Here is a 19,472-nt window from a genome sequence, read left to right as displayed (position 1 = left end):
GCTTCCACGACGGTGTCCGGGCGCTGGAGGCCGCGGGCGTCACCCGTTTCGTGGAGCTGGGCCCCGACGCGGTGCTGACCGGGCTGGCCCGCGAGAGCGTCCAGGCGCCGGACACGGCGTTCGTCCCGCTCGGCCGCCGGCTCGGCTCGGAGAGCGTCACCCTGCTGACGGGGCTGGCCCAGCTCTACGTGGACGGCCTGGCTCCCGACTGGCGGGCGGTCTTCCCCGGTGCCGGGCGGGCGGAGCTGCCGACGTACGCCTTCCAGCACCGGCGGTACTGGCTGGCGGCGGACGTCCCGCTGGTCGTCGGCGCGCTCGACACCCCCGACCAGCAGGCCGGGGCGGGGGAGGTGGCGCCGCTGCGCGCGCGCCTCGCCGGGGTCGGCGAGTCCGAACAGCAGGAGCTGCTGGTCGAGTTGGTCCGCTCGCAGAGCGCCGCCATCCTCGGCCACTCCTCCGTGGAGGCGATCGAGCCGGAGGTCGGCTTCCTGGAGGCCGGGATGGACTCGGTCTCCGGCACCGAACTGCGCATCGCACTCTCCGCGGCCACCGGGCTGGCCCTGTCCGCCGGCGTGGTCTTCGACCACCGCACCCCGGCCGACCTGGCCGCCCACCTGCGAACCGAGCTGGCCCACGGCGGGTCCGGGCTCGCCGGGGCCGGCGCCGACGGCGCTGTCGACGGCGGCGCCGAGGACGCTGCCGAGGACGCTGCCGAGGACCTGGAGTCGATCAGCGGGCTGCTGCGCCGGGCCGCCGCCGAGGGCCGGATGACGAAGGGGATGGCGCTGCTCGACGCGGTCGCCGAGATCCTGCCCGACTTCTCCTCGGCGGCCGAACTGGAGCGCTTGGCCGAGCCGGTCCGCCTCGCCCAGGGGGAGCAGGGACCCAAGCTGATCTGCTTCCCCTCCCCGATGGCGCTCGGCGGCGCCCACCAGTACGCCCGGTTCGCCTCGCACTTCCGTGGCCGCCGCGAGGTGGTGGTGCCGCCGGTGCCGGGGTTCGGCCCCGGGGAGGCACTGCCGTGCTCGGTGGACGCCGTGCTCGACGTCTTCCTCGAAGGACTGCCGGCCATGGCGGCGGGGGAGCCCTTCGTCCTGGTCGGCTACTCGTCCGGCGGCCAGTTCGCGCACGCCACCGCCGAGGTGTTGGAGAAGGCGGGCACCCCGGCGGCCGGGGTCGTCCTGCTGGACACCTACCTGCCCGGCGGCGAGGGCCAGGACGAACTCTGGCCGCAGATGTTCCGGGGCATGCTGGACCGGGAGTCCTCCTTCGGCCGGTTCAGCGCCGCCAGGCTTGCCGCGATGAGCCGCTACAGCGACCTGATCGTGGACTGCCTGCCGGGAGCGCTGTCGGCCCCGGTGCTCTTCGTCCGCCCGGCGCAGTCCTTCACCGACGCGCCCGGCACCGAGGACTGGCGAGCCTCGTGGAGCGGCGAGCACCTGCTGCGGGAGGTGCCCGGCACCCACTTCACGATCCTGGAGGAGTCGGCGCCGGTGGTGGCAGAGGCGGTCGACGACTGGCTTTCGACGCTCGGAACCCTCGAAAGCTGACCGTTACTCGCCGGCCCTGCCGTCAGGGGCCCGGTGACCAGGGGCGCGGGCCATCGGTTCCGCGCCCTTGGTGTTCCCGGAAGCGGCTTGCGGTGGTGGTAGAACATCCGCCACCGAGGGGGAGAAAGTTCTACCTCGGATACGCCAAGCAATGCCAATGTGCCGAACCGCCGCCGCTTCTACCGTTGATACCAGTTCGCGTGAGGTGCGTGATTTAACCGGGTGGGAGTTCCAGTGCAGACTCAGGAGAGCGGTCAGCAGGCAGTGGCCGTCCGGCTGGAAGCGGTCGAGAAGATCTACGGCAAAGGCGACAACGAGGTGGCCGCGCTCAAGAGACTGAGCATGACCTTCGATACCGGCAGCTTCACGGCCGTGATGGGCCCCTCGGGATCGGGCAAGAGCACCTTTCTGCACTGCGCCGCCGGTCTGGTCAAGCCCACTTCGGGCAAGGTGCTGGTCGGTGACACCAACCTCGCGGACCTGGACGAGGTGCGGCTCACCAAGCTGCGCCGCGACCGGATCGGCTTCATCTTCCAGTCGTTCAACCTGCTTCCGGCCCTGACGGTGATGCAGAACATCGTGCTGCCGCTCCAGCTGGCCGGCAAGCGTCCGAACAAGAGCCAGATCCTGATGGTGGTCAACCGGGTCGGTCTGGCCGACCGGCTCGACCACCTGCCCGGCCAGCTCTCCGGCGGCCAGCAGCAGCGCGTGGCGATCGCGCGAGCCCTGGTGACCCGGCCCGCCGTGGTCTTCGCGGACGAGCCGACCGGCGCCCTGGACACCCGTACCGCCGCGGCCGTGCTCGGCCTGCTGCGCGAGTCGGTGACCGCCGGCGGGCAGACCCTGGTCATGGTCACCCACGACCCGGTGGCCGCCTCCTACGCCGACCGCGTGGTCTTCCTCGCGGACGGCCGCTTCGTCGGCGAGCTGTACCAGCCGACCGCCGAGGCCGTCGCCGCGCGGATGACCCGGCTCGGCGCCTGGGATGACGAGAACTTCGAGCCCTCCTCCGCCCTGTCGGGGGGTGGCCGCTGATGCTGCTACTGGCCCTGCGCACACTGAAGTTCCGTAAGACCGGGTTCATCGCCACCTTCGTGGCGATGTTCCTGGGTGCCGCGATCGTGATGGCCTGCGGTGGCCTGATGGAGACCGGCGTCCGGATGGCGGCCCCGCCGCAGCGCCTGGCCGGGGTGCCGATCGTGGTGACCGGTCAGCAGACCCACGACGACACCGCGCTGACCGAGCGCAACCGGATCGACCCGAGTGTGCTCGACACGGTCAAGGCGGTTCCCGGCGTCGGCAACGCGATCACCGACCTGTCCTTCCCCGCGACCGTGGTGGTGGGCGGCAAGGCGGTCGACGCCGGCTCGAAGGGCCACAACTGGTCCGGCGCCGGGCTGACCCCGTTCACGCTGACCCAGGGCGTGGCCCCGGGCAACGGCCAGGTGGTCCTCGACGCGAAGCTGTCGGCAGATTCGGGCGCCGGCGTCGGCTCCAGCGTGCAGCTGACCGTGCACGGCGCTGCCCGGACCTTCACGGTCTCCGGCATCGCCCACCAGACCACCGGCGAGACGATCCAGCCGAGCCTGTTCTTCTCCGATGCCCAGGCGCAGCAACTAGCCGACTCCAAGGGAAAGTTCGACTCCATCGGGGTGCAGCCGGCGGCCGGTGTCGACGTTGCTGCGCTGGAGCAGGCCGTGAGTTCGGCGGTCAGCGGCAAGGCGATGGTGCTCACCGGCGAGCGGCGCGGCCTGGCCGACCTGCCGGGCACGCTCTCCAGCCAGCGGACCGTGACCATCCTGGCGGCGATCTTCGGCAGCTGGGCGGTCCTGATCGTGATGTTCGGTGTCGCCTCCACGCTCGGGCTCTCGCTCCAGCAGCGGGCGCACGAGATGGCCCTGCTGCGGGCGATCGGCACCACCTCCCGGCAGGTGCGCCGGATGATCCTCGGTGAGACCGCCGTGCTGTCGGTGATCGCCACCGCCCTGGCGATCGCCCCCGGCCTCGTGGTCGGCAAGCTGCTGTACGGGCAGCTGACCGGCAACGGCGTGGTGTCCAAGGAGATCATCTTCCGCGAGGGCTGGATCCCGATCACGGTCGGCGCCTTCGCGGCGATCGCGGCCGCCATGGGCGCGGCGCTGTTCGCGGGGCGCAAGGCCGCGAAGACCGAGCCGGTCGCGGCGATGGCCGAGAGCACCCTGCAGACCAAGTGGCTCACCACCACCCGCCTGCTGCTGGCGCTGTTCTTCATGCTCAACGGCGTCACGCTGTCGGTCGTCACGGTCACGGTGATGACCGACGGTCCGACCCTGGCGAGCACCGCGGGACCGGCCTCGGTCCTGTTCGCGATCGGCGTGGCGCTGCTCGCCCCGGGGATCACCAAGGCGATCGTGGTGGCGCTCCGTTGGCCCGTCCGCGCGTTCTCCGGGCTGTCCGGGTACATGGCGCTGCGCAACGCCACCACCAACAACGTCCGGATGGCGGGCGCGGTGGCTCCGATCATCCTGCTGATCGGCATCGCCAACGGCACCCTGTACATGCAGGCCACCGAGGACACCGTCTCCGCCAAGAGCTACGAGAGCAACGTGCTGGCCGACTACGTGCTCGACTCCTCGACCGGCGGCTTCGCGCCGGGCGTGATCGGCTCGGTCCGCTCCATCCCGGGCGTGTCCGGCGTCTCCGAACTGGTCAGCTCCATCGGCTTCGTGGACGCCGCAGGCAGCGGCAACACCATGGATCTGCGTGGCGTCTCGGCCAACGGTGTCCAGCAGACCATCGCGCTCGACTCGCTGAACGGATCGATCGGCGACCTGAAGGGCAACACGGTTGCCCTGTCGGACAAGCAGGCGAAGGACTTCGGCGTCCGCATCGGGGACAACCTGAAGATCCACTTCGGTGACGGCACCGCCGCCGACCCCAAGGTCGTGGCCACCTACGCCGACAACCCCCAGGAGCAGTACCTGCTGCTGCCCTCCGACGTGCTGGCCCCGCACACCACCACCGGCCTGCCGACCAAGATCCTCGTCAAGGCGGACGGCAGCGCCGACCACGCCCAGATCCAGTCCCACCTCGACGGCGTGGCGGCCACGGTGCCCGGCACCGCGATCGCCGACCGTTCCACGCTGACCAGCTCCAACAACCAGATCCAGCAGATCCTGGTCTCCTCGAACTACACCATCGTCGCCATGATCGTCGGCTACGCGGCGATCACCGTGATCAACAGCCTGGTGGCGGTGACCCGCAAGCGCCAGGGCGAGTTCGGTCTCCAGCGTCTGACCGGCTCCACCAAGGCCCAGGTGCTGGGCATGCTGAGCGTCGAAGGCGCCCTGGTCGCCGTCATCGCGACCATCCTGGGCACCATCTCCTCGGCGACCACGATCGTCCCGTACAGCCTGGTGAAGGCCGACTCGATCCTGCCGAAGGGCTCGATCGGCATCTACCTCGCGATCATCGGCGGCGCGCTCGTCCTGATCTTCGGCGCGACCCTGTTCCCCTCCTGGAGGGGCATGCGGACGCCGCCGATCGAAACGGCCAGGTCCGCCTGACCGGCACGCCGGGGCCGCTCTTCCGTCACCCCCGGACGGAGGAGCGGCCCCACAGCCGTTTCCCGGCCGACCGCCGGTCGGTCAACTCGTCACGGCTCGTTGAGTTTTAGTAACGTGGCGCCGATCGAAAAAACCCGCGAGCACGACCGGTGGGTACGTCCTGTACGTACTCGTCGGACGGGCTCGCGGGATCACTGCTGTCACGGATGGACGATCGCTCAGGTGTACTTCGCTTACCGCCCTTCCTTCGACCCGTCCATCGACCGAGCCGCGGATCCGGAGGCCTTGCCCATATCCCGCCGGGCCACATCCCCCTGCGCGGGCCCGAGCGAGACCTGGTGAACATCAGGAACGGCCTGCACGAGTTCCCCGCCCGACTCCGCCGGGCCGGCACCGACCTGGTGGTAGGGGTGCTGATCGCGCTGGGCGCCATGCTCTCGGTCTGCCTGTTCCTGATCACCGCCTATTTCGTGATCCTCTTCGTCATCGGTATCGGCGCGGTGATGCTGCCGATCGTGACCAAGTGGGTCCGCTGGCTGTGCAACGCCAACCGGCGGGTGGCCGCCCGATCGGGAATCGAGATCGCCGTTCCCTACCGGCCGGAGCCCCAGGAGTTCGAGAAGGACATCGTCGGCTGGATCCGCCGCTGCAAATGGATTCTGACCGATCCGGCCAGCTGGCGGGACCTGCTCTGGCTGCTGCTCAACTCGGTCGTCGGCATGATCGGTTTCCTGCCCGCCGTGGTGCTCTACTACGTCCTCGAAGGGTTTGCGCTGGCCTGCGGCCTGTGGCGGCCCATCCTGCGGGCGCGGGGCACCGGGCGCGAGTACTTCTTCGTCCCGATCCAGAGCCAACCCACCGCCGCCCTGGGCGCGCTGGCGGCAGCGGCGCTCTTCGTCGTCTGGGTGTGGTACAGCCCGGCCTTCCTTACCGCGCACGCGTACTTCACCCGCCTGCTGCTCGGCCCCACCGAGCGCTCCCGACTCACCGTCCGGGTCCAGCACCTGGCCGAGACCCGATCCGGTGCCCTGGACGCGGCCGCCGCCGAACTGCGCCGGATCGAACGCGACCTGCACGACGGTGCCCAGGCCAGGCTGGTCAGCCTCGGCATGACCCTCGGGGCGCTCGAACGCCATCTCGGCAGCGAGTCGGACGAGGCCCGCAGGCTGCTGCGCGAGGCCCGCACCTCCTCCATCTCGGCCCTGCGTGAGCTGCGCGACCTGGTGCACGGCATCCACCCGCCGATCCTCGCCGAACGCGGCCTGGCCGACGCGCTGCGCGCCCTCGGCCTGGCCAGCCCGCTCCGGGTCGAGGTGACGGTGAGCATCCCGGGCGAGGTGCCGCCACCACTCGAATCCGCCCTGTACTTCGCGGTGTCCGAGCTGCTGACCAACGCCCTGAAGTACTCCGGCGCCGAGCACGTCGAGGTCAGCGCCTGGCAGGACGGCGCCGTGCTGCACGCCCGGGTCATCGACGACGGCCGCGGTGGTGCCGACGCCACCGCGGGAACCGGTCTGCACGGCATCCGCCGGCGGCTGGCCACCTTCGACGGAACCCTCGACATCAGTAGCCCGCTGGGTGGTCCGACCGCAATCAAGATGGAGATACCGTGCGTGTTGTCCTCGCTGAAGACCTCTTCCTCCTGAGGCAGGGGCTGATCCAACTCCTGGACGCCTACGGCTTCGAGACCGTGGCGGCCGTCGACAACGGTCCCGACCTGCTCGAGGCCGCCGCCAGGCATCGTCCCGACATCCTGATCGTCGACGTCCGGCTGCCGCCGACCTTCACCACCGAAGGCCTCAAGGCCGCCCTGCAGGCCAGGCGTGAGATCCCCAAACTCCCGATCCTCGTGCTCTCCCAGCACGTCGAGCAGATGTACGCCAGGGAGCTGCTCGCCGACGGCACCGGCGGCATCGGTTACCTGCTCAAGGACAGCGTCTTCGACAACGAGCAGTTCATCGACGCGATCCGCCGGGTCGCCGCCGGCGGTACCGCCATGGACCCCTCCGTGGTCTCCCAACTGATGGTGAGCCACGCACGCGACGAACCGCTCGCCGCACTCACGGTACGAGAGCGCAGCGTCCTGGAGCTGATGGCCGAGGGCTGCTCCAACACCGCCATCGCACAACGCCTCGTCATCACCGAGGGTGCGGCGGCCAAGCACATCTCGAGCATCTTCGTCAAGCTCATGCTGCCCCCGGACAGCGACAGCAACCGGCGCGTCCTGGCGGTCCTCGCCTACCTCAACGCCTGAGTGGACGCACGAGGCCCTGTCCGGCCGGTCGCGCCGGGAGGAAGCCGGAGTAACTGCCGCTGCTCGGTCGCCGCTCACCGGCGTGGAGGCGATCGCCAACGGGATCGCGTTCGGACGCTCAGCATGGCGCGCTTTCGCCGCTCCGCTTCCGGCGGAAGCTGACGCGGGCCCGAACGGTGCGAACACTGATGGCCGACGGGGACCTCTTCCCTCGTCGGCCATCAGTGTTCGTGACGGTTACCGCGCGCCCCACTCCTGGTCGGTCGGCACGATCTCGCGGCCGAGCGGCATCAGCGAGACCGGGATCATCTTCAGGTTGGCCCATCCGAAGGGGATGCCGATGATCGACAGGAACAGCGGGATGCTCGTGATCAGGTGCCCGAGAGCCAGCCACCAGCCGGCGAACACCAGCCAGATGACGTTCCCCACGCAGGACGCCGGCCCCGCGTCCGGCCGCTCCACCGCCGACCGCCCGAACGGCCACAGGATGAACCCGGCAAGCCGGAACGACGCGATGCCGAACGGGATCGTGATGATGAGTACGCAGCAGATGATTCCGGCGAGCAGGTAGCCAAGAGCCATCCAAATGCCGCAGAAAACAAGCCAGATGACATTGAGGATGAACCTTATTGCACTCATACTTGCTACCTTCTCACGGCTGATGGCGTTGCACTACGACCGTGCCATGCCCGTCGGCGAGCGTGTTCACGCCCTTAGGGGTCGTTCCTCAGGGGCCGGTCCGGGTCACCGCCCGGGACCAGGCCCCTTCCGGCCCCGGGAACCGGCCGCGGCCGTTGGCCCGGTGCCGCCGACGACCTCGGGGAGGCGGTCGTCCGCCTGCTCACCGAAGGCCTGACGGACACCTCCGTCCGCGCTCCCGGAAAAGCAATGTGCGGGGCATGTTCGCCATGCCCCGCACATCCGCCGCGCAGGAGCCTTCTCCCGGAGGCTGCTATTCCTTTCCGGGGGCTGTCCTGCTCAGGATCTCGAACTCGTCAGAGCTCGACCGATCCTCCTCTTCGAATTCCCCCGGCAGCAATTTCTCTCACCGGAGGAGATCGCGAAGATCGGCCCGTACCCGACGGGCCGGGGGCTCCTGGGCGAGCTGATCCGCAACCCCGAGCCGCTGCGGCTGGAGAGCTGTCGGAGCACCCGGCGTCGTACGGCTGCCCGGCGCACCACCCGGTGATGCGGACCTTCCTCGGTGTCCCGGTCCGGGTGCGCGACGAGGTGTTCCGCAAACGACGAGTCCGTGATCGCCACCCCGGCCGTCGCGGCCGGCGTGGCGATCGACAACGCCCGCCTGTACGCGGAGGCCCGGCGCCAGCAGCGTTGGCTGAGCGCGAGCGCGGAGATCACCCGGAGCCTGCTGTCGGCAAGAGCCCGGAAAGCTACACGGCAGGCCTGCACCTCCGCGGATCGATCATGTGGCTGAAATCCCTGACTCCAGCCACATGATCCGAACCTTGAACAGCTCCTAGCAGGAGGGTGAACCGGGCAGGGAACGCCCGGTCACCAGTTCCGGGTGGATGCGGATGGTCACGTGGCCGGCGGCCGGTTCCGGGGGCGGCGCGGGCGCGACGGCGGGAACGGGGCGGCCGTCCGGGACATCGGAGGTGACGTCCGCCCGGCCGAGGACGGTGACGCTCCAGCCGCTGCCGTCGGTATCGCTGAGTTCGCTCACCTCGAAGGCGACCACCGCGTCGGCGACCGCCCGGGCGATCTCGGAGTCGGCGTCGGCGCGGAACAGGACGCTGCCGTCCGCCGCGATCCGGTAGCGGACCGGCATCACGGCCGGCAGCGCACCGACGGTGTAGACCAGTCGGCCGACGGCTGCCCCGACCAGCAGGGCCAGGCACTGCGGCTCGTCCAGGGGTGTGAATTCGGCGGTCATGGCATCCATGCTCGGCGGCGGCACGTCCTTCCGCGAGGGGCTGATGGTCCCCCGAAGGCCTCCGGGTGGTCCCCGGACACCGGATGCTTTCGGCCCGGGCGCGGGTGCCGGCAGACGGTCCGGCGGATCAGACGGTCCGGCGCGCCGACTGCGGGTCCTGGCCGGTCAGCACCTGGTTGGCGATGATCGCGGCCTGGACCCTGCGCTCCACGCCTAGCTTGGCGAGCAGCCGGGAGATGTGGTTCTTGACCGTCTTCTCGGCGAGGTAGAGCCGCTGGCCGATCTGCCGGTTGGTCAGGCCCTCGCCGACCAGGGCGAGGATCTCCCGCTCGCGGTCGGTGAGCTGCGGGAAGTCGGACGGCTGCTGCGCCGCGGCCTCGCCGCGCAGCCGGGCCATCAGCCGGGTGGCGGCGCCGGGATCGAGCATGGACTGCCCGGAGGCGACCGTACGGACCGCGGAGACGAGGTCGGTGCCGCTGATCTGCTTGAGGACGTACCCGGCCGCGCCGGCCATGATCGAGTCGAGCAGGGCCTCCTCGTCGTCGAAGGAGGTGAGGATCAGGCAGGCCAACTCCGGCATCCGGGAGCGCAGTTCGCGGCAGACGGTCACGCCGTCGCCGTCGGGAAGGCGCATGTCCAGGATCGCGACGTCGGGGCGTAGGGCGGGAACGCGGGTGAGTGCCTGCGTCATCGTGGAGGCCTCGCCGACCACCGTGAAGCCGGGCTCCGCGTCCAGCAGGTCGTGCACACCCCGCCGGACCACCTCGTGGTCGTCGAGGAGGAACACCTTCACCGGCTCGCCCGCGTCGGCCACCGTGTCGTCCGCCATCACCGCTCCGTGCTCAGCCCGCCCCCCAGGGACAGGTCGTACAGATCTCACCGCAGTGTGCCGGACATCGGGGCGCGCCGGTAGGGCCGGACGGCCCTACCGCACGACCCAAGGCGCTACCGGCCGCGGGACCGGGACCCAAGGCGCTGCCGACCGGCCGCGGGACCGGGACCCAGGACGCTGCCGACGGGACCTTCAGCCCTCGGCCCGGCGGACCGGCGCGCGGCAGTCTGAAGCCCACCCGGAAAGGAACTCCGATGACCCGTCTGCAGAGCCGTCCCGCCACCGACGTCCTGGTGACGACCCGTGGTGAAGTCTCCCTGGCCGCACCCGAATACGCCCGGACCAAGCTGCTCGCCGTACTCGAACGCCTCGACGAGCCCGTTCTCTCCGTCCGGGTGAGGCTCACCCAGGAGCCCAACCACGCCGTGGCCAGGCCGTCGACCGCCCAGGCCACGATCGACCTGAACGGCCGTCCGGTGCGCGCCCACGTCGCCGCCGCCACCATGCAGGAGGCCGTCGACCTGCTCCAGGACCGGCTGAACGCCAGGATCGCCCGGGTCCGGGCCCACCGGCACCAGCACCGCCACCACGCCGGGCCTTCGGCGGCCGCCGGGCGCGAACACCGGCCGCAGCGCCGGGTGTTGGGTGCCGAGGAGCGCCGCATCGTGCGGCACAAGAGCTACAGCCTCGCGCGCCAGACCACGTGGGCGGCGGTGTACGAACTGGAGGCGATGGACTACGACTTCCATCTGTACACCGACGCGGTGACGGGCTGCGACAGTGTGGTCCACCACGACGGCGAGACGGGGGTGTACCGGATCGCCTCGACCGGAGCGGCGCCCGAGAGCGAGCCGGGCATCTCGGTGAGCACCCATGAGGCGCCCGAACTCACCGTCGCCGCCGCCGTATCGCGGCTCGACCTCAGCGGCCTGCCCTTCGTGTTCTTCACGAACAGTGAGACCGGGCGCGGCAACGTGCTGTACCACCGGTACGACGGCCACTACGGCGTCATCACTCCCGCGCAGTAGCCGGCGCGAGCCGGCCCGGCGAGGCCGCCCCCGGCCGCCCCCGGCCGCCCCGGCCGCCCCGGCCGCCCCGGCCGCCCCGCCCGCGCCGGGCCGCGCCGGGCCGGTCCCGTCCCGGGTCGGCCCCGGCCCGATCGTCAACGGCCCGCCACCGAAGCCACGGTGGCGGGCCCTTGGCGTGCGTCCGTACGCCCGTACGCCCGTGCGGCGGCGGTCGCCGGCCGGAAGCCGAAAGCCGGGAGCGGAAAGCCGGGAGCCGGAAGCCGGAAGCCGCGCCCACCCGGGGGTGGACGCGGCATCCGGGCGTCGCAGGCTCAGCCGAAGGCGGTCTTCAGCGCCTGGAACGCCGTCTTCGGGTCGGAGAGGGCGTGGTAGACGGGCGGAATCGGGTTCTCGAGGCCGAGCAGCCGGTAGACGGCGTGCATGGCGCCGCGCACCGAGTACTCGACGGTGAAGACCACGTCCTCGGGGATCTCCACGAACTGGCCGAGGAAGGCGAAGTTCCGGGCACCGTGCGGGATCACCAGCGGCCGGTCGTGGACACCGCGCCGGACGAACTGGCTGGTGATGTAGGGCATCATCACGGTGGTGACCGTGGTGGTGGCGCGCACCTCGTCGGCGATGTCGTCGAAGCCGAGCTGGCCGAGGAGTTCGTCCAGGATCTCCCGGCCGGTGGACTCGGCCATCGCCTTGCCGGTGTGCTCGCCGGGCGTGTCGATGAACAGGCCGTAGCCCCAGAGGGTGAGGACGTCCTCCGGCTGGCCCTCGAAGTGCGGCGGTCGCGGCACCACGACGGACATCAGCCAGGGCGAGTCCTTGAACGTCATCAGCGCACCGGTGCCGGGGGCGTTGCCGGAGAACTCCTCGATCCGCTTCAGCAGGGCCGGGCTGCGCATGGTCAACGTGAAGGACTGCCAGGCGGCTTCGGCGATGTTGCCGTTGAAGACGGCGGGTCGGCCGAAGTCGGGGGCCTTGCGGGAGAGCGTCTCCCACAGCGCCCAGCCGCCGTCGCGCTTGTCGCGGACCAGCTCGGCCACGGTGTCGTCCGAACCGTAGGCGGCGTCCGCGGTCATCGAGCCGAGGGTGATGAACGCCAGGTCGGGATCGGCGAGTTCGACGGTCTCAGGGCGGCCGTCCCGGTCGAGGTGGAGGCACTTGGCGCGGCGGATGCCGCGGTCCTCGGTGAAGTCGACGTCCCGCACCGTGACGCCGTGCTCGAAGTGCACCCCGCGCTCGGTCAGCCACCGGATGAGCGGCCGGACGATCGAGTCGTACTGGTTCAGCCGGGTGCGGCGGACCCCGGAGAGGGTGTGGATGCGCGGGAACTCCTGGACGAAGCGCAGGAAGTAGCGCTTGAGCTCGATCGCGCTGTGCCAGTTCTGGAAGGCGAAGGTGGTACGCCACATCGCCCAGAAGTTGGTGGCGAAGAAGTGTTCGGAGAAGAACTCGTCGATCCGCCGGGGGCCGATCACCGACTCGGGCAGGGCCAGCAGGCGGGCGAGTTCGATCCGGTCACGGGTGTCCAAGCCGAGCTGCGAGGCGTCCAGGATGCGGTGCTCCCGGTCGATCAGGCGCGCCTTGGCGTCGGTGGGCCACTGTTCGTTGAAGTCGAGGATCTCCTGCCTGACCGTCCGGTCCGGGTCGTCCAGGGTGGGGATGGTCTCCAGGAGGTTCCACAGGCAGGTGTACGCCTCGTCCTCCAGCATCCGCCCGCCGCGCGTCACGTAGCCCTGCTCGGCGGCTCCCCGGCCGTCCAGTGAGCCGCCGGCCAGGGGGAGTTCCTCCAGGACGTGGATGTTCTCACCCGGGAACTCGCCGTCCCGGATCAGGAAGGCCGCTGCGGAGAGGGAGGCGATGCCGCCGCCGACGAGGTAGGCCTTGGTCTCCCGCGAACTGTCGATCATGGTTTCTCCGGATGTGCGGGTCGGCGCCCCTGGGCGCCCTGCGTAGGGTCGGCAGGCTGCTTCCAGCCTTCTGGAACCGGAGCGGTGGCCGCGAGGGCCGGGTGGTCCCGGCCGCGGGACCACTGGTCCCGGGCGGTCGTGCGCCCGGACCGACCGCGGTCCTGGGTGCGGGGCCGGGCGCGGACCCGCACGGCACGGCCTGAGCGGGAGGGTGCACGGCGCGCCCCGGCGCGGTCCGGGGCGTAAGGTCGGGATACCCTGTGGGGGTAACAAGGGGCGGTGTTGAGGTCGAGGAGGCGGAGGATGGCGCGCTTGCGGGCGTTCGGTCCGCCGGTGCCGTGGGCGCCGCGCCTGCTGCTCGCCGCGCTGCTGCTCGGCATCGTGACCATGCACACCCTCGGCCATCCGAGCGGCGGGCACGGCGGCTCCGGTGGCGCCGGCGGGCACGAGGGCCCGGGGACGCACGCCTCCGCGACGCATCCGGCGGGCGCCGTCCACCACGGACCGGCCGCCGAGCCCGTCCGCGGCGCCGCCTCCGCGGCCGACCCCGCAGCCTCCGCGGCCGACCCCGCCGCCTCCGTGGCCGACCCCGCCGCCTCCGTGGCCGACCCCGCCGCCTCCGCGGCCGACCCCGCCGCCCCCGGCGGCATGGACCCGATGGCGGTCTGCCTCGCCGTCCTGGCCGGCTGGACCCTGGTGTTCCTCCTCGTCGGCTCGCTGCCGCGCCACAGCGGTGACGCCGCCGCCGACGTACGGGCCCGGCTGCTGCGGGCCGTACGCGCGCTGCCCCCGCCCGGAGGCGGGCGGACACTCCTCACCCGGCTTTCGGTGCTGCGTCAGTAGGCGTGCGCCCGCCGTTCCGTGCCCGCGCCCGCTCAGGGGCGTCCGCGCGCAGGTCAACGCGCCCGCGCGCACTCCCGAGCGCCCGCGCGCGAAACGGCCGATGCGACGTCCTGCACACCCACACACCGCACGAGGTGCACTCCGTCATGCGCACACCCACCCGCCGTACCGTCCTCGGCGCCGCGCTCGCCGCCGCCGGGACCGGTCTGCTCACCGCCTGCTCCTCCGACTCGATGAAGGGCATGGACCACGCGTCCATGGGCCACGGCCCCACGAGCGGAGCGACCGCGACCGCCGCCCCGGCCGGCTACCTCGCCCCGAACGGCCCCGAGGTCGCCGCCGCCGAGGCCGCGCGCAACCCGGGCCCGGAGCACAAGGTCGCGCTCACCGCCACCGAGACCACTCTCGACCTGGGCGGCCGCACCGTCCGCAGCTGGGCGTACGGCGACCGGCTGCCCGGCCAGGAGCTGCGCGCCACCCTCGGCGACACCCTCGCCGTCACCCTGGCCAACCACCTGCCGCAGGCCACCTCGCTGCACTGGCACGGCCTCGCGCTGCGCAACGACATGGACGGCGTCCCGGGCCTGACCCAGGCCGACGTCAGGCCCGGCGCCTCCTTCGAGTACCGCTTCGCGCTCAGCCACCCGGGCACGTACTGGTTCCACCCGCACTCCGGCGTCCAGCAGGACCGCGGTCTGTACGCCCCGCTGATCGTCGAGGACCCGAGGGAGCCGCTCGCCTACGACAGGGAGTGGGTCGTCGTCCTGGACGACTGGGTGGACGGTGTCGACGGCAGCACCCCGGACGCCGTCCTCGCCGAACTCGCCAAGGGCATGGGCGGGATGGACGGGATGGCCGGGACGGACCACTCGGGCGGCATGGACCACTCGGGCGGCGCCGGGCACGACATGTCCGGGATGCCGGGCATGAACACGGGCGGCGCAGCCGGCACGCCCGGCACGCCCGGCACGCCCGGCACGCCCGCCGGCCCGACCCGGATGCTGATGGGCGCCCGGAGCCCGCTGCTGGGCGGCGACGCCGGCGACGTCGCGTACCCGTTCCACCTGGTCAACGGCAGGCTCGCCACCGCGCCCGAGACCTTCACCGCCAAGCCCGGCGACCGGATCCGGATCCGCATGGTCAACGCCGGCGGCGACACCGCCTACCGGGTCGCCCTCGGCGGCCACGAGCTGACCGTCACCCACACCGACGGCTTCCCGGTCGAACCCGCCACCACCCAGGCGTTGCTGCTCGGCATGGGCGAGCGCTACGACGTGCTGGTCACCGCCAAGGACGGCGCCTTCCCGCTGACCGCGCTGGCCGAGGGCAAGAACGCCACCGCCCTGGCCGTGCTGCGCACCGGTGGCGGCGCCGCGCCCGACGCCGCCGTCCGCCCGGCCGAGTTGGACGGCCGGCTGGTCACCGCGGGGCAGCTCAGGGCCGCTCCGGGCGTCCGGCTGCCCGCCAAGTCGCCGGACCGCACGGTGAAGCTGGAGCTCACCGGCGGGATGGCGAAGGCCGACTGGGCGTTCGACGGCCGCCCGTACGACCCGGCGCAGCGCCACCCGGTGGCGGCGGGCGAGCGGGTGCGGCTGGAGTTCCGCAACAGCACCACCATGTGGCACCCCGTCCACCTGCACGGCCACAGCTTCGCGCTTCCCGGCGACGGCCCGCGCAAGGACACCGCGATCGTGCTGCCGGGCGCCACCCTGGCCGTCGAGTTCGACGCCGACAACCCGGGCCTGTGGATGGTGCACTGCCACAACGTCTACCACGCGGAGACGGGCATGATGACCGTCCTCGGCTACCGGGCCTGACCCTCAAGCTCTCCCCCCCCCGCGGAAATGGTCCCGGGTTTCACCCCGGGAGTGGCCCCGAACCGGCGCAACGGTTCGGGATCACTCCGTTCGCGGCACCCGACCCGCCGCGCCGTGCCACCCCGCCGACCTGCGCGGCCATGACGTTTTCTTAACGCGGGCCGGTAGCGGATTCTTAACGCACGTCGCATAGCGTGTCGCTCTGCCGTCGCCCGACGGCGTTTTTACGGGGTCTTCAAACAAGAGGTGCAAGGTGGTTTCGTCGGGTTCGACGGAGACGGCGGAGTCGGATGCGCCGTCGGCGCGAATACGCCTCCGCAGCTGGCTGCTGGAGGACGTGACCGCGGAGAAGCCCGCGCAGACGCCCTCGGCGCAGGGGGCCCCCGAGGCGTCGGACGGGGCCGGCGCGGCGGGGGACTCCGCCGCGCCGGGTGGGCACGTCGGCCAGCGCTGGTGGCGGGTGATGTGCCTGACCGGCCTGGACTACTTCTCGACGCTCGGCTACCAGCCGGGCATCGCCGCCCTCGCCGCGGGCGTGCTGTCGCCGATCGCCACCATCGTGCTGGTGGTGGTCACCCTGCTGGGCGCGCTGCCGGTCTACCGGCGGGTGGCCAAGGAGAGCCCGCGCGGCGAGGGCTCGATCGCGATGCTGGAGCGGCTGCTGTCGTTCTGGAAGGGCAAGCTGTTCGTCCTCGCGCTGCTCGGCTTCGCGGCCACGGACTTCCTGATCACCATCACGCTGTCCGCCGCCGACGCGAGCGCGCACCTGGTGGAGAACCCGCACCTGACGGGCTTCCTCGGCGGCAAGCAGGTGCTGATCACGCTGGTCCTGGTGGCCCTGCTCGGCGCGGTCTTCCTCAAGGGCTTCAGCGAGGCGATCGGCCTGGCGGTGTTCCTGGTCGGGACGTACCTGGTGCTGAACGTGGTCGTGGTAGCCGTCGGCCTCTGGAAGATCATCGAGGCGCCGCACGTGGTCACCGACTGGACGGACGCGCTGACCGCCCAGCACGGCAACCCGATCGTCATGGTCGGCGTCGCCCTGGTGACCTTCCCGAAGCTGGCGCTCGGCCTGTCCGGCTTCGAGACGGGCGTCGCCGTGATGCCGCACATCCAGGGGGACCCGACCGACACCGAGGCCGACCCGGCCGGCCGGATCCGCGGCACCCGCAAGCTGCTGACCACCGCCGCCGTGATCATGAGCTGCTTCCTGATCACCACCAGCTTCATCACCACGCTGCTCATCCCGGCCGACCAGTTCAAGGCCGGCGGTGACGCCAACGGCCGCGCCCTGGCGTACCTGGCGCACGAGTACCTGGGCGGCGCCTTCGGCAGCGTCTACGACCTCTCCACCATCGCGATCCTCTGGTTCGCCGGCGCCTCCGCGATGGCGGGCATGCTCAACCTGCTGCCCCGCTACCTGCCGCGCTACGGCATGGCCCCGCACTGGGCCCGCGCGGTGCGGCCGATGGTGATCGTGCTGACCCTGATCGGCTTCCTGGTCACCTGGATCTTCGATGCGGACGTGGACGCCCAGGGCGGCGCGTACGCGACCGGCGTGCTGGTGCTGATCAGCTCGGCCGCCATCGCGGTGACCATCGCCGCGTACCGCAAGCGCGAGCGCGGCTGGACCATCGCCTTCGCGGTCATCGCGGCGATCTTCCTCTACACCACCGTGCTGAACGTGCTGGAGCGGCCGGACGGTCTGAAGATCGGCGCCTGCTTCATCGCCGGGATCATCCTGGTCTCGCTGCTCTCCCGGCTGCGCCGCGCCTTCGAGCTGCGCGTCACCAGCGTGGCCATGGACGACGTGGCGGAACGTTTCATCAGGGACTACGCGCACCGACCGCTGCGCCTGATCGCCAACGAGCCGAGCCACCGCGACATCGCCGAGTACCGCGACAAGATCCGCCAGATCCGCGCCGACAACGACATCCCCGGCGAGGACGACCTGGTCTTCGTCGAGGTGACCGTCCGCGACGCCTCCGACTTCGAGGCCGAGCTGACCGTGCGCGGCGAGGTGCTGCACGGCCGCTACCGGGTGCTCACCCTGGAGAGCTCCAGCATCCCGAACGCGCTCGCCGCGCTGGCGCTGAACATCCGGGACCGCACCGGGCAGCAGCCGCACCTCTACTTCGAGTGGACCGAGGGCAGCCCCTTCGCCCAGTTCCTGCGGTTCTTCCTGTTCGGACAGGGCGAGGTCGCGCCGGTCACCCGCGAGGTGCTGCGCGAGGCCGAGCCGGACCGCTCGCGCCGCCCGCGCGTCCACGTCGGCTGACTCCGTCCGGAGGCCAGTCGCACGCCGGCCCGTCCGCTCCGAGTGAGCGGGCGGGCCGGCGGCGTACCCCGGGGGCAACAGGGCGCCGCCCGCGCCGGGGCGGGCGCGGGCGGCGGGTCGGTGGGGTCAGGTGGTCGGGGGTCGGGTGGTCGGTGGGGTCGGGTAGGGATCGACGGATTCAGGCGGGGGTGGGGTCAGGAAGGGAGGTAGAGAACCATGCCGGGCTGGATGAGGTCCGGGTCCTCGCCGATGGTGTCGCGGTTGAGTTCGAAGAGCGCGGGCCAGCCGCCGGGGACGCCCAGGTTCTCGGCGAGTTCGCCGAGGGTGTCGTACCGGCGGACGGTCCAGGTGCCCTCCTCCGACACGGTCGAGGTCCGGGCGGACGCCGGGGGTGGCTTGACGGCCTCGCGGCCCTGGCCGCGGGGGGCGCGGGGGGCGCGGGCGCCGCAGACGGGCCAGGGGGAGAGGCCGCGGCGGTCGGCGAGGTGCTGGGCGACGGCGATCTGCTGCTCGCGGGTGGCGAGGTCGGCACGCGGTGCGTAGGCGAGGCCGCCGTTCGCCCGCCACGTGGGCTGGTCGAACTGGAGGCCGCCGTAGTAGCCGTTGCCGGTGTTGATGCGCCAGTTGCCGTTGCTCTCGCAGGACGCCACGCGGTCCCAGTCGTACGAGCCGCCGCCCGACCTCCCGGGGTCGGACCCGGTGTCGCGGCCCGGTGGCGCGGCGTGGGCCGCTGGGGCGGCGAGGGCCACGGAGAGGGCGCAGAGCGCGGTCGGGACGATACGGCGTAGACGGGCGTTGGGAGGCATGCGCGGCTCACAGACTCGGGGACAAGGACCGGCACCGTCCGCGGACGGCGCACTCCCACCCATGCACGCCGGACGGGGTGTTCTGGCGCCGACACGTCCGACAGGTCACCCGCACGGCCGCCCGGGACCACCCCGGCGGCCCGCGGCCGATCGGCCGTCACCCTCGCGGTCCGTCACCGACCCACAACGGCCCGGACGTTCTCGAAGAAGGATGCGATCGATGACGATCGATCAGGGCGCCGCGCGGGCCGAGTCGGGCGTGATCGGCGGCTCGGGGCCGTACGCGCTGCTGGGCCGCGTCACCGAGCCGCGGGTCACCCACGCGGAGGTGCCGGAGGTCTTCGCGGGGAACGTCGACCGGCTGCGCGCGGTGCTGTCCAAGGCGCTGGAGAGCCTGCCCGCCGAGCGGGGCCGCGTCTGCTCGCACGCCCTGGACGGAAGTCACCGCCGGCCTGCCGGGCGTCCGCTGAGGACTCCCCGACGCGGCGTCCCCCGGCCGGCCGCGACCGGTCTGCCGGCCGGGGGACGGCTGTTCGGGTTCCGGCGGCGTTCAGGTTCCGACGGCATGGAGGTGGGCGGAGGCGGTGGTCAGGTTCAGCCCGGCCGCCTTGGCCGGCGCTGCCCGCGCGTTCCCTCGCGTTTTCGTCAACTGACCTACGGCGAAAGGAAGTCGAAAGAACATTCGGCGACGGCGGACCTCTTGTCAAAGGTTAGGGAAGTTTCCTAA

The 19,472-nt window shown here is 71.7% G+C and carries 15 protein-coding genes and 1 pseudogene; 11 read left to right on the top strand and 5 right to left on the bottom strand.

Translation table 11 applies throughout. The features are described from left to right. From ACWDBE_RS27675 to ACWDBE_RS27655, 5 genes are all read left to right on the top strand, one after another. On the top strand, positions 1–1,550 hold a 1,550-nt coding region (locus tag ACWDBE_RS27675; RefSeq protein WP_449793596.1), incomplete at its 5' end, for an alpha/beta fold hydrolase. 234 nt (positions 1,551–1,784) lie between these two features. Then, positions 1,785–2,585 (top strand): ABC transporter ATP-binding protein, encoded by an 801-nt coding sequence (locus tag ACWDBE_RS27670; protein WP_380452069.1) that lies wholly within the window; start codon positions 1,785–1,787, stop codon positions 2,583–2,585. Beyond that, positions 2,585–5,095 (top strand): ABC transporter permease, encoded by a 2,511-nt coding sequence (locus ACWDBE_RS27665; protein ID WP_449793595.1) that lies wholly within the window; start codon positions 2,585–2,587, stop codon positions 5,093–5,095. The genes ACWDBE_RS27670 and ACWDBE_RS27665 overlap by 1 nt, the downstream gene beginning before the upstream one ends. 338 nt (positions 5,096–5,433) lie before the next feature. Then, entirely contained in the window at positions 5,434–6,741 is a 1,308-nt protein-coding gene (locus tag ACWDBE_RS27660) for a sensor histidine kinase (protein WP_449793594.1), read from the top strand. Beyond that, positions 6,705–7,349 (top strand): response regulator, encoded by a 645-nt coding sequence (locus ACWDBE_RS27655; protein WP_380452078.1) that lies wholly within the window; start codon positions 6,705–6,707, stop codon positions 7,347–7,349. The genes ACWDBE_RS27660 and ACWDBE_RS27655 overlap by 37 nt, the downstream gene beginning before the upstream one ends. A gap of 237 nt (positions 7,350–7,586) precedes the next feature. On the opposite strand, the gene ACWDBE_RS27650 is transcribed toward ACWDBE_RS27655, so the two are convergent. Further along, positions 7,587–7,988, bottom strand: a complete 402-nt coding sequence (locus ACWDBE_RS27650; RefSeq protein WP_449809402.1) for a YccF domain-containing protein — start codon at positions 7,986–7,988, stop codon at positions 7,587–7,589. 403 nt (positions 7,989–8,391) lie between these two features. Between ACWDBE_RS27650 and ACWDBE_RS27645 the strand changes: the two are divergent. After that, a pseudogene (locus tag ACWDBE_RS27645) lies at positions 8,392–8,736 on the top strand (histidine kinase); the annotation flags it as partial. Between the two features lie 90 nt (positions 8,737–8,826). Here ACWDBE_RS27645 and ACWDBE_RS27640 read toward each other — a convergent pair. Both ACWDBE_RS27640 and ACWDBE_RS27635 read right to left on the bottom strand, forming a co-directional pair. Continuing rightward, the gene (locus ACWDBE_RS27640) at positions 8,827–9,243 is read right to left on the bottom strand and encodes a pyridoxamine 5'-phosphate oxidase family protein (protein ID WP_449793346.1); all 417 of its coding nucleotides are present in this window, start codon (positions 9,241–9,243) and stop codon (positions 8,827–8,829) included. 127 nt (positions 9,244–9,370) lie between these two features. Further along, the gene (locus tag ACWDBE_RS27635; protein ID WP_449793347.1) at positions 9,371–10,072 is read right to left on the bottom strand and encodes a response regulator; all 702 of its coding nucleotides are present in this window, start codon (positions 10,070–10,072) and stop codon (positions 9,371–9,373) included. 257 nt (positions 10,073–10,329) lie between these two features. Between ACWDBE_RS27635 and ACWDBE_RS27630 the strand changes: the two genes are divergently transcribed. Beyond that, positions 10,330–11,103 carry a ribosome hibernation promotion factor gene (locus tag ACWDBE_RS27630; protein ID WP_449793348.1) on the top strand — a complete coding sequence of 258 codons (774 nt, stop codon included), beginning with the start codon at positions 10,330–10,332 and terminating at the stop codon, positions 11,101–11,103. Positions 11,104–11,414: 311 nt separating this feature from the next. Here ACWDBE_RS27630 and ACWDBE_RS27625 read toward each other — a convergent pair whose 3' ends face one another. Continuing rightward, positions 11,415–13,004, bottom strand: coding sequence for an oleate hydratase (locus ACWDBE_RS27625; RefSeq protein ID WP_449809401.1), 1,590 nt, complete (start codon positions 13,002–13,004; stop codon positions 11,415–11,417). Positions 13,005–13,307: 303 nt separating this feature from the next. Between ACWDBE_RS27625 and ACWDBE_RS27620 the strand changes: the two genes are divergently transcribed. The 3 genes from ACWDBE_RS27620 (at position 13,308) to ACWDBE_RS27610 (ending at position 17,939) form a co-directional block, all read left to right on the top strand. Continuing rightward, entirely contained in the window at positions 13,308–13,847 is a 540-nt protein-coding gene (locus ACWDBE_RS27620) for a hypothetical protein (protein WP_449809400.1), read from the top strand. A 146-nt stretch (positions 13,848–13,993) separates the two neighbouring features. Next, the gene (locus ACWDBE_RS27615; protein ID WP_449809399.1) at positions 13,994–15,664 is read left to right on the top strand and encodes a multicopper oxidase family protein; all 1,671 of its coding nucleotides are present in this window, start codon (positions 13,994–13,996) and stop codon (positions 15,662–15,664) included. A gap of 463 nt (positions 15,665–16,127) precedes the next feature. Next, complete coding sequence (locus ACWDBE_RS27610; protein ID WP_449793370.1) at positions 16,128–17,939, top strand: amino acid transporter; 1,812 nt, start codon at positions 16,128–16,130, stop codon at positions 17,937–17,939. Between the two features lie 194 nt (positions 17,940–18,133). Here the strand turns inward: ACWDBE_RS27610 and ACWDBE_RS27605 are convergent, their stop codons facing one another. Beyond that, complete coding sequence (locus ACWDBE_RS27605) at positions 18,134–18,745, bottom strand: transglycosylase family protein (protein ID WP_449809398.1); 612 nt, start codon at positions 18,743–18,745, stop codon at positions 18,134–18,136. A gap of 220 nt (positions 18,746–18,965) precedes the next feature. Between ACWDBE_RS27605 and ACWDBE_RS27600 the strand changes: the two genes are divergently transcribed. Next, a complete protein-coding gene (locus ACWDBE_RS27600; protein ID WP_449809397.1) occupies positions 18,966–19,472 on the top strand; it encodes a hypothetical protein in 507 nt (168 codons plus the stop codon).

The organism is Kitasatospora sp. NPDC001132 (assembly GCF_053598415.1).
Note: the sequence above shows the minus strand (reverse complement) of the source record. Positions and strands in the feature narration are given on the sequence as shown.

Bases quoted from the DNA above. Each gene is read 5' to 3' on its own strand.
- ACWDBE_RS27665 (WP_449793595.1), top strand. From the start codon at position 2,585: ATGCTGCTACTGGCCCTGCGCACACTGAAGTTCCGTAAGACCGGGTTC.
- ACWDBE_RS27650 (WP_449809402.1), bottom strand. From the start codon at position 7,988: ATGAGTGCAATAAGGTTCATCCTCAATGTCATCTGGCTTGTTTTCTGC.
- ACWDBE_RS27640 (WP_449793346.1), bottom strand. From the start codon at position 9,243: ATGACCGCCGAATTCACACCCCTGGACGAGCCGCAGTGCCTGGCCCTG.
- ACWDBE_RS27635 (WP_449793347.1), bottom strand. From the start codon at position 10,072: ATGGCGGACGACACGGTGGCCGACGCGGGCGAGCCGGTGAAGGTGTTC.
- ACWDBE_RS27630 (WP_449793348.1), top strand. From the start codon at position 10,330: ATGACCCGTCTGCAGAGCCGTCCCGCCACCGACGTCCTGGTGACGACC.
- ACWDBE_RS27625 (WP_449809401.1), bottom strand. From the start codon at position 13,004: ATGATCGACAGTTCGCGGGAGACCAAGGCCTACCTCGTCGGCGGCGGC.
- ACWDBE_RS27620 (WP_449809400.1), top strand. From the start codon at position 13,308: ATGGCGCGCTTGCGGGCGTTCGGTCCGCCGGTGCCGTGGGCGCCGCGC.
- ACWDBE_RS27615 (WP_449809399.1), top strand. From the start codon at position 13,994: ATGCGCACACCCACCCGCCGTACCGTCCTCGGCGCCGCGCTCGCCGCC.
- ACWDBE_RS27610 (WP_449793370.1), top strand. From the start codon at position 16,128: ATGTGCCTGACCGGCCTGGACTACTTCTCGACGCTCGGCTACCAGCCG.
- ACWDBE_RS27605 (WP_449809398.1), bottom strand. From the start codon at position 18,745: ATGCCTCCCAACGCCCGTCTACGCCGTATCGTCCCGACCGCGCTCTGC.
- ACWDBE_RS27600 (WP_449809397.1), top strand. From the start codon at position 18,966: ATGACGATCGATCAGGGCGCCGCGCGGGCCGAGTCGGGCGTGATCGGC.